We start from the raw sequence: 17,349 nt of genomic DNA on the forward strand, positions 1-17,349 counted from the left end.
CGAGGTCATTTCAGTTCAATCAGCTGAGGGTAAAAAACACCCTCTTCTGATTGCCCAGAAATGCTTGTCGTCTCTGTTCAAGCCGCCTCCGCTTTATAGTTTGGTTAAGTCCTCGATCGATTAGTATCAGTCAACTCCACATGTCGCCATGCTTCCATCTCTGACCTATCTACCTAGTCATCTTCTAGGGATCTTACTCACTTACGTGATGGGAAATCTCATCTCGAGGGGGGCTTCATGCTTAGATGCTTTCAGCACTTATCCCTTCCGCACATAGCTACCCAGCGATGCCTTTGGCAAGACAACTGGTACACCAGCGGTGCGTCCATCCCGGTCCTCTCGTACTAAGGACAGCTCCTCTCAAATTTCCTGCGCCCACGACGGATAGGGACCGAACTGTCTCACGACGTTCTGAACCCAGCTCGCGTACCGCTTTAATGGGCGAACAGCCCAACCCTTGGGACCGACTACAGCCCCAGGATGCGATGAGCCGACATCGAGGTGCCAAACCTCCCCGTCGATGTGGACTCTTGGGGGAGATAAGCCTGTTATCCCCGGGGTAGCTTTTATCCGTTGAGCGATGGCCCTTCCATGCGGAACCACCGGATCACTAAGCCCGACTTTCGTCCCTGCTCGACTTGTAGGTCTCGCAGTCAAGCTCCCTTGTGCCTTTACACTCTGCGAATGATTTCCAACCATTCTGAGGGAACCTTTGGGCGCCTCCGTTACTCTTTAGGAGGCGACCGCCCCAGTCAAACTGCCCACCTGACACTGTCTCCCACCCCGATAAGGGGCGCGGGTTAGAATTTCAATACAGCCAGGGTAGTATCCCACCGATGCCTCCACCGAAGCTTGTGCTCCGGTTTCCAAGGCTCCTACCTATCCTGTACAAGCTGTACCAAAATTCAATATCAGGCTACAGTAAAGCTCCACGGGGTCTTTCCGTCCTGTCGCGGGTAACCTGCATCTTCACAGGTACTATAATTTCACCGAGTCTCTCGTTGAGACAGTGCCCAGATCGTTACGCCTTTCGTGCGGGTCGGAACTTACCCGACAAGGAATTTCGCTACCTTAGGACCGTTATAGTTACGGCCGCCGTTTACTGGGGCTTCGATTCGCACCTTCGCTTACGCTAAGCACTCCTCTTAACCTTCCAGCACCGGGCAGGCGTCAGCCCCTATACTTCGCCTTACGGCTTCGCAGAGACCTGTGTTTTTGCTAAACAGTCGCCTGGGCCTATTCACTGCGGCTCTCTCGGGCTTGCACCCTACCAGAGCACCCCTTCTCCCGAAGTTACGGGGTCATTTTGCCGAGTTCCTTAACGAGAGTTCTCTCGCTCACCTTAGGATTCTCTCCTCGCCTACCTGTGTCGGTTTGCGGTACGGGCACCTTTTTCCTCGCTAGAGGCTTTTCTTGGCAGTGTGGAATCAGGAACTTCGCTACTATAATTCGCTCGCTATCACAGCTCAGCCTTCACGATGACGGGATTTGCCTCATCATCAGCCTAACTGCTTAGACGCACATATCCAGCAGTGCGCTTACCCTATCCTCCTGCGTCCCCCCATTGCTCAAACGGAAAAGAGGTGGTACAGGAATATCAACCTGTTGTCCATCGTCTACGCCTATCGGCCTCGACTTAGGTCCCGACTAACCCTGAGCGGACGAGCCTTCCTCAGGAAACCTTAGGCATTCGGTGGATGGGATTCTCACCCATCTTTCGCTACTCATACCGGCATTCTCACTTCTAAGCACTCCACCAGTCCTTACGGTCTAGCTTCGCAGTCCTTAGAACGCTCTCCTACCACTGACACCTAGAGGTGTCAATCCACAGCTTCGGTGATACGTTTAGCCCCGGTACATTTTCGGCGCAGAGTCACTCGACCAGTGAGCTATTACGCACTCTTTAAATGGTGGCTGCTTCTAAGCCAACATCCTGGTTGTCTAAGCAACTCCACATCCTTTTCCACTTAACGTATACTTTGGGACCTTAGCTGGTGGTCTGGGCTGTTTCCCTTTCGACTACGGATCTTATCACTCGCAGTCTGACTCCCATGGATAAGTCTTTGGCATTCGGAGTTTGTCTGAATTCGGTAACCCGATGAGGGCCCCTAGTCCAAACAGTGCTCTACCTCCAAGACTCTTACACATGAGGCTAGCCCTAAAGCTATTTCGGAGAGAACCAGCTATCTCCAAGTTCGATTGGAATTTCTCCGCTACCCACACCTCATCCCCGCACTTTTCAACGTGCGTGGGTTCGGACCTCCATTCAGTGTTACCTGAACTTCATCCTGGACATGGGTAGATCACCTGGTTTCGGGTCTACGACCACATACTAAATTCGCCCTATTCAGACTCGCTTTCGCTGCGGCTCCGTCTTATCAACTTAACCTTGCATGGGATCGTAACTCGCCGGTTCATTCTACAAAAGGCACGCCATCACCCGTTAACGGGCTCTGACTACTTGTAGGCACACGGTTTCAGGTTCTATTTCACTCCCCTTCCGGGGTGCTTTTCACCTTTCCCTCACGGTACTGGTTCACTATCGGTCACTAGGGAGTATTTAGCCTTGGGAGATGGTCCTCCCAGCTTCCGACGGGATTTCACGTGTCCCGCCGTACTCAGGATCCACTCAAGAGGGAATGAAGTTTCAACTACAGGGTTGTTACCTTCTTTGACGAGCCTTTCCAGACTTCTTCGTCTACTTCATTCCTTTGTAACTCCGTATAGAGTGTCCTACAACCCCAAGAGGCAAGCCTCTTGGTTTGGGCTATATCCCGTTTCGCTCGCCGCTACTCAGGGAATCGCAATTGCTTTCTCTTCCTCCAGGTACTTAGATGTTTCAGTTCCCTGGGTCTGCCTTCCATACTCTATGTATTCAAGTAAGGATATTGTTCCATTACGAACAATGGGTTCCCCCATTCGGAAATCTCTGGATCAAAGCTCACTTACAGCTCCCCAAAGCATATCGGTGTTAGTCCCGTCCTTCGTCGGCTCCTAGTGCCAAGGCATCCACCGTGCGCCCTTCATAACTTAACCTAAATTTCGCTTTATCAGCTTTGCTGCTAAATCAAAATTTGATCACTTACTAATTAAGGTTTAAACCCTAAAATGGCGATACTCGGTAATTTCTTGACTATCAATTTATCTTTATCTAGTTTTCAAAGAACAATCATTTGTCTCACAAGAGACATTATGGTTGGATATTTTGCTTTCGCAAAAATCCCTGATGGTTGAACCATCAAAACTGAACAAAACTTCGACTGTCAACTTGTTTTGTAAATCTTCCTTAGAAAGGAGGTGATCCAGCCGCACCTTCCGATACGGCTACCTTGTTACGACTTCACCCCAATCATCTGTCCCACCTTAGGCGGCTGGCTCCAAAAGGTTACCTCACCGACTTCGGGTGTTACAAACTCTCGTGGTGTGACGGGCGGTGTGTACAAGGCCCGGGAACGTATTCACCGCGGCATGCTGATCCGCGATTACTAGCGATTCCAGCTTCATGTAGGCGAGTTGCAGCCTACAATCCGAACTGAGAACGGTTTTATGGGATTGGCTAAACCTCGCGGTCTTGCTGCCCTTTGTACCGTCCATTGTAGCACGTGTGTAGCCCAGGTCATAAGGGGCATGATGATTTGACGTCATCCCCACCTTCCTCCGGTTTGTCACCGGCAGTCATCTTAGAGTGCCCAACTGAATGCTGGCAACTAAGATCAAGGGTTGCGCTCGTTGCGGGACTTAACCCAACATCTCACGACACGAGCTGACGACAACCATGCACCACCTGTCACTCTGTCCCCCGAAGGGGAAAGCCCTATCTCTAGGGTTGTCAGAGGATGTCAAGACCTGGTAAGGTTCTTCGCGTTGCTTCGAATTAAACCACATGCTCCACCGCTTGTGCGGGCCCCCGTCAATTCCTTTGAGTTTCAGTCTTGCGACCGTACTCCCCAGGCGGAGTGCTTAATGCGTTAGCTGCAGCACTAAGGGGCGGAAACCCCCTAACACTTAGCACTCATCGTTTACGGCGTGGACTACCAGGGTATCTAATCCTGTTTGCTCCCCACGCTTTCGCGCCTCAGTGTCAGTTACAGACCAGAAAGTCGCCTTCGCCACTGGTGTTCCTCCAAATATCTACGCATTTCACCGCTACACTTGGAATTCCACTTTCCTCTTCTGCACTCAAGTTCCCCAGTTTCCAATGACCCTCCACGGTTGAGCCGTGGGCTTTCACATCAGACTTAAGAAACCACCTGCGCGCGCTTTACGCCCAATAATTCCGGACAACGCTTGCCACCTACGTATTACCGCGGCTGCTGGCACGTAGTTAGCCGTGGCTTTCTGGTTAGGTACCGTCAAGGTGCCGCCCTATTCGAACGGCACTTGTTCTTCCCTAACAACAGAGCTTTACGATCCGAAAACCTTCATCACTCACGCGGCGTTGCTCCGTCAGACTTTCGTCCATTGCGGAAGATTCCCTACTGCTGCCTCCCGTAGGAGTCTGGGCCGTGTCTCAGTCCCAGTGTGGCCGATCACCCTCTCAGGTCGGCTACGCATCGTTGCCTTGGTGAGCCGTTACCTCACCAACTAGCTAATGCGCCGCGGGTCCATCTGTAAGTGATAGCTAAAAGCCACCTTTCAACATTTCCTCATGCGAGGAAATGAGTTATCCGGTATTAGCCCCGGTTTCCCGGAGTTATCCCAGTCTTACAGGCAGGTTACCCACGTGTTACTCACCCGTCCGCCGCTGATATCAGGGAGCAAGCTCCCATCAATCCGCTCGACTTGCATGTATTAGGCACGCCGCCAGCGTTCGTCCTGAGCCAGGATCAAACTCTCCGATAAAAGTTTGAATAGCTCTTTAAAAATAAATCTAGAATTAACGTTGACGTATTGTCTTGTTTTGTTCAGTTTTCAAGGTTCAATGTGAAAGCGCTTCGTTTAAGCGACTTTTTTATCTTATCAAGCTGTATACGTATTGTCAACAACTTTTTTGTTTTTTTAAGTCGCCACTGACCGCTCGTTGCCGTCGTTCAGCAGCGACATTTACTAATATACCAAGGCAGCAGATTGAAGTCAACGAAAAATTAATATTTTACTATAATTATTTCGCTGCACGATAATAGCGATGATAGATACCTTGTCCCTTCGTCTCTATATCGACGATTTCAACAAACCCTTTATCCGTTAAATATTCGATGAGCATACTTAAATCAACGGAGTACTGTCTTGCTTCTGAATGATTAAGAAGATCCTGGAACGTCCAGTGTTCCTTTTGGCCAAGGATGTCTAACAGATGTTCAGTAGAAACCTTCGTTCTTGAGTGGATGAGAAACTCACTTGCCAGGAACAAGAGCTCCAGCCGTTTATCAATTTCTTCATCACTGGTAACGAGCTCTTCATATAGCTTATAAATCTCAGGTTCTATTTGCTTGACCTGGTTCCAAACGGTCACTTCCGGATGGAACCCGTTTTCAATGACCGCCAGTCTCGCTAAATGATGCAATGAATGGACGATGTGATTGTAAGCATCCAAATAATGTTTGCTTTCAAAGAATTCTTTACCGTCCATATAACGGCGAATCAATTTGGCAAATTCCATGCCCATTTTGATCTTTCTGCCATAGAAAGGGAAGTCTCGTAACTCCGTTTTAAGATTCTGGATGAACTCATTGCGATCAAACAGGACTTTTCCATTGAACAGCCAATCGATCACTTTCCGGTTGGATCCGAGTAAGATCCACTCGTTCAGCTTGGCTTCTGTTACGATATGTAACGCTGCCTTTTGTTCTTTATAAGAATAATGCTTGATGAACACCGGTTCTTCCGCTTCCTTCACAATAAGGAACAGGACAATATCAAAGGTATCGGTCAAGGGACTTGATTTCTTGCTTTGTTCTATTAGAAGCGCTCCTAAAGTATTGGGGTGACTTGTACGCTCTTGGTATATCGGTCGTAAAATGTCTTCCATTTCATACTCCTCCACATCACTCATTGGTTGGTTACTATTTCGACATTGAAAGGGGATTTCCTTCTCTGAATATAGTCATTTTTCGACAAAATGGTTTCGTATCCCTCTACTACCAACAAATATGGTATAGTATTTTTTTAGGAGGGACAAACAAATGGCTAAGAAATATTCAAGTAAGATCAATAAAATCCGTACGTTTGCCTTAAGTTTAGTTTTCATCGGATTTATCATTATGTACGTCGGTATATATTTTAGAGAACATCCATGGGTTATGACAACATTCATGCTGCTGGGTTTTCTGGGAATCATCGGAAGTACGGTTGTCTACTTCTGGATCGGGATGCTGTCTACGAAGGCCGTACAGGTGACTTGCCCCAATTGCGGTAAGGTCACTAAGGTACTGGGACGTGTAGATATGTGCATGTATTGTAACGAGCCCCTGACCCTTGATCCGAACCTTGAAGGTGAAGAATTCGATGAGGACTATAATAAAAGGAAAAGATAAAGCTGAATGAGAAAAGACCTTCAACGGAAGGTCTTTTTTTGATGCGGAAAATAAAAGAAGAATGGTTCTAATTTAGAACCATTCTTATCTAATGTGTCTCCTTAATAGAACAGTCGGAGCATGTGCCGTAGATTTCCATGCGATGGTTGTTCACCTTGAAACCCGTGACATGGGAAGCCAGTTGTTCGACTTCATCAAGTCCAGGGTAATGAAAGTCTACGATTTTGCCGCATCCATCGCAAATGACATGGTAATGATCGGTCGTCACAAAGTCAAAGCGACTGGAGGCATCCCCGTATGTCAGCTCTTTCACTAAACCTACTTCACGGAATACACGTAAATTATTATAAACGGTCGCTACACTCATGTTTGGGAATTTTCCTTCGAGCGCTTTATATATGTCATCGGCAGTTGGATGGGCCATTGAATCAATGAGATACTCTAATATCGCATGACGTTGAGGAGTGATACGGACTCCCGTTTCCTTCAATGTCGAAATCGCTTCTTTCAATTGTCCTTCTTCAGACATCGTCATGCACCTCTTTTCATAAGAATTATTATTTTATAATCTTTATAAATAGTGTACTAATCAACGGTCCCTTTTGTCAATCATTCTCCCTGTTACTCGTGGAGGTTTTTCTCCTGCTCACCAAGCATCTGGTTGATGTATCTGCCTGCTACGAAGAGGTAGTCAGATAGCCGGTTCAGATAAGAAAGGACTAATGGATTGATGTCTTCATCAATTCCTACAGCTTCTCTTTCAGCTCTCCTGACAATCGTTCTGGCAGTATGCAGGGCGGCACCGGCCGGCTGACCACCCGGAAGGATGAAATTGCTGAGAGGTGTGAGAGACCCGTCCAGGAAATCGATTTGATTTTCCAACTCTTTGATATGTGTTTCATCAAGCTTCCATTTCACTTCTTTTCCAGCTGGAGTAGCAAGTTCTGCCCCGACATGGAAGAGGACCGTTTGAACCTTGTGAAGAAACCCTTCAAATTCTTCTTTACCATCAAAGTATTCAGCTTTGATATAACTTAGACCAAGACCAATCATGGAGTTCGCTTCATCACAGGTTCCGTATGCCTCTACCCGTTGATCCTTTTTGGATACGCGGGTTCCATATACCAGGGAAGTCGTCCCTTTGTCTCCCGATTTCGTATAAATCTTCATATTAATAACCCCTCTCTGTATCAATCACGTTAATAAAGTTTTCACTCTTATTACTATATGTAGATAAATTCTTTTTAAAGATTTCAAGTGCCCTTGGCATGTACTTTTTTGTAATGCTTGATAGGTGAGGTGTCACCGTGATTCCTTCCGACTTCCAAAATGGATGATTTTCAGGCAATGGCTCTTGATCAAATACATCCAGATACATATGTTGAATCAACTTCTTTTCCATTGCTTCAAGAAGGATGGATTCTTCAACAAGGTCACCGCGGCCAATATTGATGAATACAGCCGAATCCTTCATCTGTATGAAATGATCATTTTCCAAAATCCCCTTTGTCTGGTTCGTACTCGGAAGCACAGAAACAATGTAATCGGCTTTCGGGAGCTGATCCCTGAACGTCTCCAAGGTGAACATGCTGTCAAAATGCTCCCCGGGTGAGCCGGTAGAATTCACTCCACTTACGTTCATTTGAAATGCCTTTGCCAGTCGGGCGATTTCTCCTCCAATGGCCCCCGCTCCAAGAATAAGGAGAGATGATTCATGAAGTTCAGTGGTAGGTAACCTTCTGCTCCACACGGCTTCTTTTTCCTGTTCCCATACTGACTGAAGCTGTTTCGCATGCTGAAGCATCAAGCCGAGCGTGAACTCCGCCATGGGAATCTTGTGGATTCCCCGTGCATTGGTGACTAGGATCCCCCTTCTTTTGATCGCTTCAAACGGCATTTTTTCGAGTCCCGCGGAAGTGACCATGATCCATTTGCATTTCTTGCTCTTCTCAATATGATCACTCGTTAGATCTTCCCCCATCGTGACGATCACTTCCGCATCGGGAAGCTCACTTTCCGCTTGATTGATTTTTTTATAAAAAAGGAACTCAACTCTGGGGAAGCTATTCGTTAAATCTGAAACGAATTCTTCTTTCGGTTGAAATGTAAAAATGATTTTCATGTAGCTGCCTCCCATCCCTATTGCCCATTATTTTACCATATAGGAGAGGATTCTCCCTAGTTTCGAGCATCCCCGTGAGCATAAAAAAAGAGGATCGACCTGGTCGATCCTGCTACACGGATGAGACTGACTTATTTGAGGAGGTTGCCCTACTCTTACTATATGTCCTTACAGCTTTTGTGAATGGACAAAAGCCTCAAACCGGTTAAAATAGGCTTGAAAATAGGCTTAGGAAAGGTTCTCTTGAATATATTGAAGAGCCTCTTCTACATGCCCCTTCACTTTCACCTTCCGCCATTCCTTTAGTAGGTTCCCCTCTTTATCAATGATGAAGGTGGAACGTTCGATTCCCATGTATTCTTTGCCGAAGTTTTTTTTCAGCTTCCATACGCCGTATTCCTCCGCCACTTTATGATCTTCATCTACAAGCAGGAGGAACGGCAGTCCATGCTTGTCCACGAATTTCTCATGTTTATCCTTGGGGTCCGGGCTTACCCCAAGGATAACGACATCAAGATCTTCAAAGTCCTCATGCTGATCCCTGAAATCACACGCTTCTGTTGTACACCCTGGCGTCATGTCCTTCGGATAAAAATAAAGGACCACGTTTTTCCCTTGATAATCAGATAGCTTCACCTTTTCTCCATTGCTTGCTAATAATTCAAATTCAGGTGCTTTTTGACCAACTGTCATACATCTTCCCCTCCTAATGGTTATCGTTCTGACTTTAGCGTACCCAATAGGAGGAAAAAACTCAAACCATACGCTACTTGTTCTCATAGTGTAAAAAGGACTTCACGACAAAGGCTGCCGGTATCGTATAACCAAGCCAGGACTCGAGAAGGGCGATCCCTCTTCCGATCCCCATAGGAGTTACATCTCCATATCCAACCGAGAAGAGGGTAATGCCGCTGAAATACATGGTAGTAAAAAAATGATCGAGGAAGTCTCCGGAAAGTGGCCTCCCCGCCTCGACAAGAATCTGGATGCCTTCGAGCTCAAGAAGCATGAATAATAACCCGAACCCGATCATAATCGTGATGTAACACATTCCCAAAAAGAAAAAGTGATGAAGGGAAACGTGATGTTCTTTCCATCTTGAAGGATAAAATAATGCCCGCAGGCTCATTGCCATGCAAAACAGAATAAAAAATCCAATGATATAAAGCATGTACATACCCTCTTTTTTTCTGCTTGTCTTAGTATATGTACGCTTATCATCGAGGAATCATTCTAGTTACCTGCACCCCTGTACCGTTTCACCCCTTCATTCCATAGAACAATGGAGAAAATGAAAAATCCGATTCCGACGAATGGAGTCAGGAACGAATACGGGTACCATTCCGTCTTTTCTAGGAAAAAGGCAGAAGGATATACGCCAACGAACGCAAATGGAAGAATCCAGGTCAGTACAAAACGGATCACGCTATTATAAATATCGACCGGATATCTTCCATAGTTTCCGATATTGTACATCATCGGCATGATGGACGTTTTCGCATCTGACCAGAAGCCAATGCTTGCAAGAGCAATGAAGATCCCTGCATAGACAAGGGCCCCTCCCAAGACAAATACGATGAATAGAACCGGCTCATACCACTCAAATGTGATATCAAGCCTGCCACCTGCGTAGTACATGACGGCCATTCCCGTGATGACCCCAAAAAGGGACTCTAGCTCCATCCGCTCCAATATGACTTGAAACAAACTGTGTATGGGTCTTGTCAGGATCCGGTCGAACTCACCCTTGACTACATACCGGTCGTTAAAGTCCCAGATATTGAAGAAGGAACTGAATAGGGCGAACGGTACAAGAAAAAATCCATAGATGAATATAATTTCATCCCTTGTCCATCCGCTCAATAGCTGAGTGTGACCGAAAACAACAAGGATGAATACGAGATTAACAGCTTGAAATAGTAAATCTGATAATATCTCGACAATCAGATCGGCCCTGTACTGCAACCTGATCTTCATGTATTGGGCGACATATTGAAAAAACATCTTCACATAAAACATCGGTCACCCTCCCTGTATGATCATTTGTTTTTTTGCCATGACCCAAAGCACTTTAATCGGTATAAGGAGAAGCAACGACCAAAGACCCTGCATCATGATCGCGTTGAAGGCTTCCGACGTCGAAAAACCATTGGTGAAAATCATGCTCGGGACATAACTGATGCTCTGAAAAGGCAGGTACTCCATCACATTTTGTGCCCAAAGGGGGAAAAAGTGAATCGGAAGCAGGAGTCCCGAGAATAAATCGATAACAACCCGTTTGGCCCTGATGAGACCATCGTTATTAAATAAGAAAAAGGTCGTGATCCCTGTCAGCAAATTGATTTGAGTATTGATGATGAAGCTGAAAAGAATCGAAATGGCGAATAAGCCGATTGTATCAAAACCTGTCCCGATTTGAAGCGGGAAAATCAGGCTTACGATGATCATTCCTGGAAATGAGAAAAACGCCAAGCGGAAGACCCCCTCACCCAGTCCCTGCATCGTCTTCATGCCAAGATAGTTATAAGGCCTGATGAATTCAACGGCCACCTTGCCCTCTTTTATTTCCTGCGCAATTTCACGATCAATATTATTAAAGTAAAAGGCCCTGGCCATCCATGATACGGCAACATATGTCGTCATCTGAATGATCGATAATCCTTCAATATCCTGTTTCCCTCCATAAATGGCCTGCCATAAGAAATAGTAAGCCCCGATATTGATACTGTAAATCAGGATTCCACTATAATAATTCGTACGGTAGGCAAGCATCATCAGAAATCGGATACGAATCATTTCAATATACTTAGCCATGATTCTCCCCCCCAAGTACAAGCCTACGTTTCATACCTTCCTTTCCACCACTCAACTTGTCACAGCCCCTTTTTCATAGATGTTTCGGATGATTTCCTCAGTAGTCGTTTCTTCTATCTTCATGTCTTTCACTTTGAAGTTTGCCACGACATCCGTGATGAGCTGTGAGATGACTTCTTCGTCGGCTTCCGTTATAGCCGCGTAGGATTGCTTTTTCTGATCAAAACTCCATGAGATACCCTGGTTCCTGGTAAGGTCCGATAAAGCAGACAGAGAGGTATTATCCAGGAATTGAAAGACGACTTCTTTCTGATCTCCCCAGTTTTCTTTCAGCCGACTCAGTTCACCGTCGTAAATGATCTTCCCTTCATCGAGCATCACGACCCGTTCACACAGCGCTTCGATATCAGATAAATCATGGGTCGTAAGTAAAATGGTTGTGTTGTATTTCTCATTGATTTCCTTTAAGAACTGACGGATTTTCAATTTCACCAGAACATCCAACCCGATTGTCGGTTCATCCAGAAAGAGCAGTGGTGGATTATGAACAAGTGCAGCGGCGAGTTCACATCTCATCCGCTGGCCCAAGGATAATTTACGGACAGGTTTGTCCAGGAGCGGGGCTATATCCAGGGTTTCAATTACATGATCCATATGCTCCTTGTATTGTTGATCCGGCACTTTATACACTTTTTTCAGCAGTTGAAAGGATTCCTGCACGGCAATGTCCCACCATAGCTGTGAACGCTGCCCGAATACGACACCGATTGTCTGTACGAACTTCTCTCTGTCCCTATGAGGGTTCATTCCATTGACGGTTATTTCTCCACCGGTCGGAGTCAGGATCCCCGTCAGCATTTTGATGGTGGTCGACTTCCCGGCCCCATTTTCGCCAATATAACCGACCATCTCACCCTGCTTCACATTAAATGAAATATCGTTCACCGCCGGAACGACTTTATAATTACGCGTAAATAAATCCCTGAAGGCACCCTTCAGCCCTGAACGGCTGGAAAAAACCTTGAATTCTTTACGCAAATGATTCACTTCGATTGCGTTCATCTTGCGTCCTCCTACATTCCATTAAAATAGGTATAAATTTTAGAAACAAAGAATAGTGTACCACAATGAGCAGACTCTCTTTGAACAGTCTGCTTGAGTGCACTCATTGATTCCCTATTTGCTAAAGTGGAAAAGACCGTACTACAATAGAAGGGTAGTTCATAGACAAATACACTTTTACCGGGAGGAAAATATGAAATTCACTGAATCAGAAACTTTACATACAGAAGCATTGGAGCATATAGTCGGAGGCGTGAACAGCCCATCCCGCTCTTATAAAGCAGTAGGTGGCGGCTCACCTGTTGCCATGGAAAGAGGAAAAGGCGCATACTTCTGGGATGTGGACGGGAACAAGTACATCGATTACCTGGCGGCGTACGGTCCTATCATAACGGGACATGCCCACCCTCATATCACCGAAGCGATCACAAGAGCAGCGGAAAACGGTGTCCTGTATGGAACGCCTACCCGCCACGAAGTGAAGTTTGCGAAAATGATCAAGGAAGCCATGCCTTACATGGACAAAGTCCGCTTCGTCAATTCAGGTACCGAAGCCGTGATGACGACGATCCGTGTGGCAAGAGCTTATACAGGGAAAGACAAAGTCATCAAGTTTGCAGGCTGTTACCACGGGCACTCGGATCTGGTTCTCGTTGCAGCCGGTTCCGGTCCGTCAACGCTCGGAACGCCTGATTCTGCAGGTGTCCCGAAAAGCATCGCCCAGGAAGTCATCACCGTACCATTCAATGATATCGAGCCATTTAAAGAAGCGATGGAGAAATGGGGAGATCAAATTGCCGCTGTCCTCGTCGAACCGATCGTCGGAAACTTCGGGATCGTGAAACCGAAGGAAGGCTTCCTCGAGCAGGTGAATGACATCGCCCATGCGTCTAATTCCCTTGTCATCTATGATGAAGTCATCACAGCATTCCGCTTTACTTACGGCGGTGCCCAGGACATGCTGAAGGTAAAACCGGATCTGACTGCTCTTGGAAAAATCATCGGCGGAGGGCTTCCAATCGGAGCTTATGGCGGAAAGAAAGAAATCATGGAACAAGTGGCCCCATTAGGTCCTGCCTACCAGGCTGGAACGATGGCCGGCAATCCCGCCTCCATCCTCTCAGGCATCGCCTGTCTTGAAGTGTTAAAAGAAGACGGCGTATACGAGAAATTGGATCAACTCGGGGAGATGCTTGAAAAAGGTATTTTATCTGCAGCAAAAAAACATAACACCCCAATTTCCATTAACAGGCTGAAGGGCGCACTCACTCTCTACTTTACAACTGAAAAAGTGGAGAACTATGAGCAGGCGGAAGCAACAGATGGAGAAATGTTTGCGAAGTTCTTCAAACTAATGCTCAATCAGGGAATCAATCTTGCCCCATCTAAATATGAAGCATGGTTCCTGACGACGGCTCATACCGAAGAAGATATCAAGGTAACACTCGAAGCTGTAGACCATGCCTTTGCACAGCTATAAACACGATCAAAAAGACTGCATGCCACTAGCGTGCAGTCTTTTTTTTGATAAGTAATACTAATCCTTTCCCTTTTTGCATATCTATGAATTTTGGGGAGTTTGATCCCCATCATAAAAAGGAACATATTTTGTAAAAACTTATTCGGATTTGCCTATTGATATTACTTGTAAGTACATGTATAGTACAGTATTGTTTATAAATAAGTTACACAAGAAAGGATTCTAATTCCATGAAACTTGGTGCTCGCATCCTTAAAACGGGAATTGCGATTGTATTAGCTTTACTTGTATCCCAGCTGCTCGGCATACCTTCTCCGGTGTTCGCTGGAATCGCCGCTGTCTTTGCCGTCCAGCCCACCATATATCGTTCTTATCTATCCATTATCGAACAAATTCAAGGAAACCTGATCGGTGCCGGAATTGCCGTCATATTTGTATTATTATTCGGAAGTAATCCATTGATTGTCGGTCTTGCTGCTGTTATCGCCATTGCTATCATTCTAAAATTAAAGCTGCAAAACACAATCGGTCTGTCACTTGTGACGATGATTGCGATCATGGAAGTGACGGATCAGGACTTCATTCAGTTTGCATTCATCCGCTTTTCCACCATCATGATTGGTGTCTTCTCATCGTTTCTGGTGAATCTCGTCTTCCTGCCTCCTAAATACGAAACCAAGCTTTATCATAAAGTAGCCGATTCAACGGAGGAAATCCTGAAGTGGATCAGGTTGAGTATGAGGCATGCAACGGAGTTCCATCTTTTGAAAAAGGACCTGGAACGCATTAAAGAAAAGTTGATAAAGGTCGACCAGCTGTATCTTCTATATAAAGAGGAAAGGGATTATTTCAAGAAAAATTCGATTGTCAAGAGTCGGAAGCTCGTGATTTTCAGACAAATGATTTCCTCTACCAATCGGAGTTTTGAAATATTGAAGCGCCTGAATCGCTATGAAAACGAAATCTATCAATTGCCCGACGAATTGCGTGGCGTCATTAAAAATCAACTTGATTGTTTACTGACCTATCACGAACAGCTACTATTGAAGTTCCTTGGAAAGATGCATCCACATGCGGAATCGGAAGCCCAACAGGATGTATGCCTCCACCGTAAGGAGCTTATGAGGATCATGCTGGAAGAGGTCAATCATCATACAAAGAATGATAACATCCATAATTTCCATCTACTTCATATTTTCTCTGCTATTTTTGAATACGATGAGCATCTCGAGCACTTGGAAAAACTGATAACAAGCTTCCAGTCGTATCATAAAGATGATAACGAAGTAATGATCGGGGAAGAAGAAGAATAAATAAAAAACGGAGCAAAGGATGATGTCCTTTGCTCCGTTTTTTATTAGTTTTTCATTTTCGGATCCAGGGCATCCCGTAGTCCGTCCCCCATCAGGTTGAAGCCTAATACAGTCAGCATGATGGCGAGGCCCGGGAAGATCATCGTCCAAGGGGCCTGAAGCATATACTGTCTTGCATCGGACAGCATCTTCCCCCATTCAGGTTCAGGTGCCTGAGCCCCGAGACCAAGGAAGCCAAGTGCTGCCGCTTCAATGATGGCAGTCGCAATGGCAAGTGTTCCCTGTACGATGATAGGAGCCATACTATTCGGCAGTACATGACTGAAGAGAATCCGAACGTCACTCATCCCGATCGCTTTTGCAGCCATGACATACTCTTCCTGCTTCACACTCAGCACCCGTGAACGGATGAGTCGGCCGAAATTCGGTATATTGATGATGGCAATGGCAATCAGAGCATTTCGGAGTGACGGCCCAAGAGCTGCCACAACGGCGATTGCGAGCAGAATACTTGGAAATGCAAGCATGATATCAAAGATACGGGAAATGATTGTATCGACCCATCTGCCATAATAGCCCGCTACGATCCCCAGTAAACTTCCGATCACGGAAGAACCGATGACGGCGAAGAAACCGACCCATAATGAGATACGCGCACCATGGATGATTCTTGATAAAATATCCCGCCCAAAATCATCCGTACCCAGCCAATGCTCTGAGGACGGTGCCTGCAGTCTTTTTGATAAATCCTGCTCATTAATTCCCTGCGATGCAATGAGTGGTGCTGCAATCGCCAGGATGACAAAGAACAGGACGATACAAAAGCCGAGCAAAGCAATTTTATTCTTTGTGAAGCTTTTCCAGGCTTCCTTCCAGGGAGATACCGTTTCTTCTTCCAGGGAAGGATGAAGCTCCTTTTGCGGTTCTGCTAATTCTGCCATGAGAGTTCACCTCTTTCTTCATTGATGTTAGTTGTATTTAATGCGGGGATCGACAGCCGCATACAGTAAATCGACAATTAAGTTAATCGTGACAAAGATCGTGGCAACAACCAGGATCCCGGATTGAACGACTGGGTAATCCCTATAGTTAATTGCTTCATAGATATAACGACCGATTCCCGGCCAGCCGAAGATGGTCTCGGTCAAGATCGCGCCACCGAGGAGAAGACCCATCTGTAAACCAATGACCGTCAGCACCGGGATGATGGCATTTTTCAATGAATGCTTGTACACGACCCAGAACATTTTCAATCCTTTGGCACGTGCAGTTCGAATATAATCCGAACGCATAACTTCTAACATGCTAGAGCGTGTCATCCGGGCAATGATGGCCATCGGAATAGTTGCAAGTGCGATACCAGGGAGGACAATGTGTTTTAGAACCTCACCAAGCTGGTCGAATCGTCCCTGCATTATGGTATCTATAATATAAAAGTTTGTAATGGAGTCTACAGGATTCCGAATATTTTCCCTACCAGTTGTCGGTAGAATGTCAAGCTGAATCCCGAATGTCCACTGTCCCATCAACCCTAACCAGAATATAGGTACGGAAACCCCGATAAGCGCCAGAATCATGGCGGTATAATCGAACCAAGAGTTTTGGAACCATGCACTGATGATGCCTGCATTCACTCCGATGACGACGGCAATGATGATCGCCACGATTGCAAGTTCCGCAGTTGCAGCTAAATATGGCCAAATTTCCGATGAAACTTCCGTCTTCGTTCGCAGGGAACTTCCTAAATCCCCGGTCAATAGGCCTTTTAAATAATCAATGTATTGGATATACCAGGCATTATCCAGACCGAGCTGATCCCTTAATGCTGCCACGGCTTCTTTCGTTGCCTGTTGCCCCAGTATCACCTGAGCGGGATCTCCCGGAATGGCACGAATAATCGAAAAAACAATAATGGTCATTCCCAGTAAAACAGGAATAAGCTGTAATAACCGACGAATGGTGTATTGGAACATCTTGTTCACCTCTCTGAGTGGAGATTCTGATTTCGATAAAAATAATAAGATTGCTTGTCGGGGCTGATCAGTCGGCTCCGCTTTTCTATGTACAAAGGGGAGACATCTATGA

The 17,349-nt window shown here is 46.0% G+C and carries 14 protein-coding genes and 2 rRNA genes; 3 read left to right on the forward strand and 13 right to left on the reverse strand.

Going from position 1 to position 17,349, the window contains the following annotated elements; all coding sequences use genetic code 11:
- Nucleotides 1-100 precede the first annotated feature (100 nt).
- From ACSQ2E_RS16575 to ACSQ2E_RS16585, 3 genes are all read right to left on the reverse strand, one after another.
- Nucleotides 101-3,036, reverse strand: a 23S ribosomal RNA gene (locus tag ACSQ2E_RS16575).
- A 254-nt stretch (nt 3,037-3,290) separates the two neighbouring features.
- Nucleotides 3,291-4,842, reverse strand: a 16S ribosomal RNA gene (locus tag ACSQ2E_RS16580).
- The 16S and 23S rRNA genes sit together here, the layout of an rRNA operon.
- Nucleotides 4,843-5,101: 259 nt before the next feature.
- Entirely contained in the window at nt 5,102-5,968 is an 867-nt protein-coding gene (locus ACSQ2E_RS16585) for a nucleotidyltransferase-like protein (RefSeq protein ID WP_435992275.1), read from the reverse strand.
- Between the two features lie 154 nt (nt 5,969-6,122).
- Between ACSQ2E_RS16585 and ACSQ2E_RS16590 the strand changes: the two genes are divergently transcribed.
- The gene (locus ACSQ2E_RS16590; protein ID WP_034762624.1) at nt 6,123-6,473 is read left to right on the forward strand and encodes a YgzB family protein; all 351 of its coding nucleotides are present in this window, start codon (nt 6,123-6,125) and stop codon (nt 6,471-6,473) included.
- A gap of 88 nt (nt 6,474-6,561) precedes the next feature.
- Here ACSQ2E_RS16590 and perR read toward each other — a convergent pair whose 3' ends face one another.
- From perR to ACSQ2E_RS16630, 8 genes are all read right to left on the reverse strand, one after another.
- Nucleotides 6,562-7,002, reverse strand: coding sequence for a peroxide-responsive transcriptional repressor PerR (gene perR / locus ACSQ2E_RS16595; RefSeq protein WP_397540941.1), 441 nt, complete (start codon nt 7,000-7,002; stop codon nt 6,562-6,564).
- A gap of 92 nt (nt 7,003-7,094) precedes the next feature.
- Nucleotides 7,095-7,643 carry a cob(I)yrinic acid a,c-diamide adenosyltransferase gene (locus tag ACSQ2E_RS16600; RefSeq protein ID WP_435992278.1) on the reverse strand — a complete coding sequence of 183 codons (549 nt, stop codon included), beginning with the start codon at nt 7,641-7,643 and terminating at the stop codon, nt 7,095-7,097.
- 1 nt (nt 7,644) lies between these two features.
- Complete coding sequence (locus ACSQ2E_RS16605) at nt 7,645-8,595, reverse strand: D-2-hydroxyacid dehydrogenase (RefSeq protein ID WP_435992280.1); 951 nt, start codon at nt 8,593-8,595, stop codon at nt 7,645-7,647.
- A 228-nt stretch (nt 8,596-8,823) separates the two neighbouring features.
- Complete coding sequence (gene bcp / locus ACSQ2E_RS16610; protein ID WP_435992282.1) at nt 8,824-9,288, reverse strand: thioredoxin-dependent thiol peroxidase; 465 nt, start codon at nt 9,286-9,288, stop codon at nt 8,824-8,826.
- A 73-nt stretch (nt 9,289-9,361) separates the two neighbouring features.
- Nucleotides 9,362-9,766: an ion channel gene (locus ACSQ2E_RS16615; RefSeq protein WP_435992284.1), complete on the reverse strand. Its 405-nt coding sequence runs from the start codon at nt 9,764-9,766 to the stop codon at nt 9,362-9,364.
- 62 nt (nt 9,767-9,828) lie between these two features.
- On the reverse strand, nt 9,829-10,614 hold the full coding sequence (locus ACSQ2E_RS16620; RefSeq protein ID WP_435992286.1) for an ABC transporter permease: 786 nt from the start codon (nt 10,612-10,614) through the stop codon (nt 9,829-9,831).
- A gap of 3 nt (nt 10,615-10,617) precedes the next feature.
- Nucleotides 10,618-11,409 carry an ABC transporter permease gene (locus ACSQ2E_RS16625; RefSeq protein WP_435992288.1) on the reverse strand — a complete coding sequence of 264 codons (792 nt, stop codon included), beginning with the start codon at nt 11,407-11,409 and terminating at the stop codon, nt 10,618-10,620.
- Nucleotides 11,410-11,460: 51 nt separating this feature from the next.
- Nucleotides 11,461-12,471, reverse strand: coding sequence for an ABC transporter ATP-binding protein (locus ACSQ2E_RS16630; RefSeq protein WP_435992290.1), 1,011 nt, complete (start codon nt 12,469-12,471; stop codon nt 11,461-11,463).
- 193 nt (nt 12,472-12,664) lie between these two features.
- On the opposite strand from ACSQ2E_RS16630, the gene ACSQ2E_RS16635 reads away from it, so the two are divergent.
- Both ACSQ2E_RS16635 and ACSQ2E_RS16640 read left to right on the forward strand, forming a co-directional pair.
- Entirely contained in the window at nt 12,665-13,951 is a 1,287-nt protein-coding gene (locus ACSQ2E_RS16635) for a glutamate-1-semialdehyde 2,1-aminomutase (protein WP_435992292.1), read from the forward strand.
- Nucleotides 13,952-14,181: 230 nt separating this feature from the next.
- On the forward strand, nt 14,182-15,264 hold the full coding sequence (locus ACSQ2E_RS16640) for an FUSC family protein (RefSeq protein ID WP_435992294.1): 1,083 nt from the start codon (nt 14,182-14,184) through the stop codon (nt 15,262-15,264).
- A 44-nt stretch (nt 15,265-15,308) separates the two neighbouring features.
- Here ACSQ2E_RS16640 and nikC read toward each other — a convergent pair whose 3' ends face one another.
- A complete protein-coding gene (gene nikC, locus ACSQ2E_RS16645) occupies nt 15,309-16,205 on the reverse strand; it encodes a nickel transporter permease (RefSeq protein WP_435992296.1) in 897 nt (298 codons plus the stop codon).
- A gap of 27 nt (nt 16,206-16,232) precedes the next feature.
- Nucleotides 16,233-17,237 carry an ABC transporter permease gene (locus ACSQ2E_RS16650; RefSeq protein ID WP_435992298.1) on the reverse strand — a complete coding sequence of 335 codons (1,005 nt, stop codon included), beginning with the start codon at nt 17,235-17,237 and terminating at the stop codon, nt 16,233-16,235.
- Between the last annotated feature and the right edge of the window lie 112 nt (nt 17,238-17,349).

It is taken from the genome of Rossellomorea sp. LjRoot5 (assembly GCF_964253455.1).
In the GTDB taxonomy this organism is placed as follows: Bacteria; Bacillota; Bacilli; order Bacillales; family Bacillaceae_B; genus Rossellomorea.

Bases quoted from the DNA above. Each gene is read 5' to 3' on its own strand.
- ACSQ2E_RS16585 (WP_435992275.1), bottom strand. From the start codon at position 5,968: ATGGAAGACATTTTACGACCGATATACCAAGAGCGTACAAGTCACCCC.
- ACSQ2E_RS16590 (WP_034762624.1), top strand. From the start codon at position 6,123: ATGGCTAAGAAATATTCAAGTAAGATCAATAAAATCCGTACGTTTGCC.
- perR (WP_397540941.1), bottom strand. From the start codon at position 7,002: ATGTCTGAAGAAGGACAATTGAAAGAAGCGATTTCGACATTGAAGGAA.
- ACSQ2E_RS16600 (WP_435992278.1), bottom strand. From the start codon at position 7,643: ATGAAGATTTATACGAAATCGGGAGACAAAGGGACGACTTCCCTGGTA.
- ACSQ2E_RS16605 (WP_435992280.1), bottom strand. From the start codon at position 8,595: ATGAAAATCATTTTTACATTTCAACCGAAAGAAGAATTCGTTTCAGAT.
- bcp (WP_435992282.1), bottom strand. From the start codon at position 9,288: ATGACAGTTGGTCAAAAAGCACCTGAATTTGAATTATTAGCAAGCAAT.
- ACSQ2E_RS16615 (WP_435992284.1), bottom strand. From the start codon at position 9,766: ATGCTTTATATCATTGGATTTTTTATTCTGTTTTGCATGGCAATGAGC.
- ACSQ2E_RS16620 (WP_435992286.1), bottom strand. From the start codon at position 10,614: ATGTTTTATGTGAAGATGTTTTTTCAATATGTCGCCCAATACATGAAG.
- ACSQ2E_RS16625 (WP_435992288.1), bottom strand. From the start codon at position 11,409: ATGGCTAAGTATATTGAAATGATTCGTATCCGATTTCTGATGATGCTT.
- ACSQ2E_RS16630 (WP_435992290.1), bottom strand. From the start codon at position 12,471: ATGAACGCAATCGAAGTGAATCATTTGCGTAAAGAATTCAAGGTTTTT.
- ACSQ2E_RS16635 (WP_435992292.1), top strand. From the start codon at position 12,665: ATGAAATTCACTGAATCAGAAACTTTACATACAGAAGCATTGGAGCAT.
- ACSQ2E_RS16640 (WP_435992294.1), top strand. From the start codon at position 14,182: ATGAAACTTGGTGCTCGCATCCTTAAAACGGGAATTGCGATTGTATTA.
- nikC (WP_435992296.1), bottom strand. From the start codon at position 16,205: ATGGCAGAATTAGCAGAACCGCAAAAGGAGCTTCATCCTTCCCTGGAA.
- ACSQ2E_RS16650 (WP_435992298.1), bottom strand. From the start codon at position 17,237: ATGTTCCAATACACCATTCGTCGGTTATTACAGCTTATTCCTGTTTTA.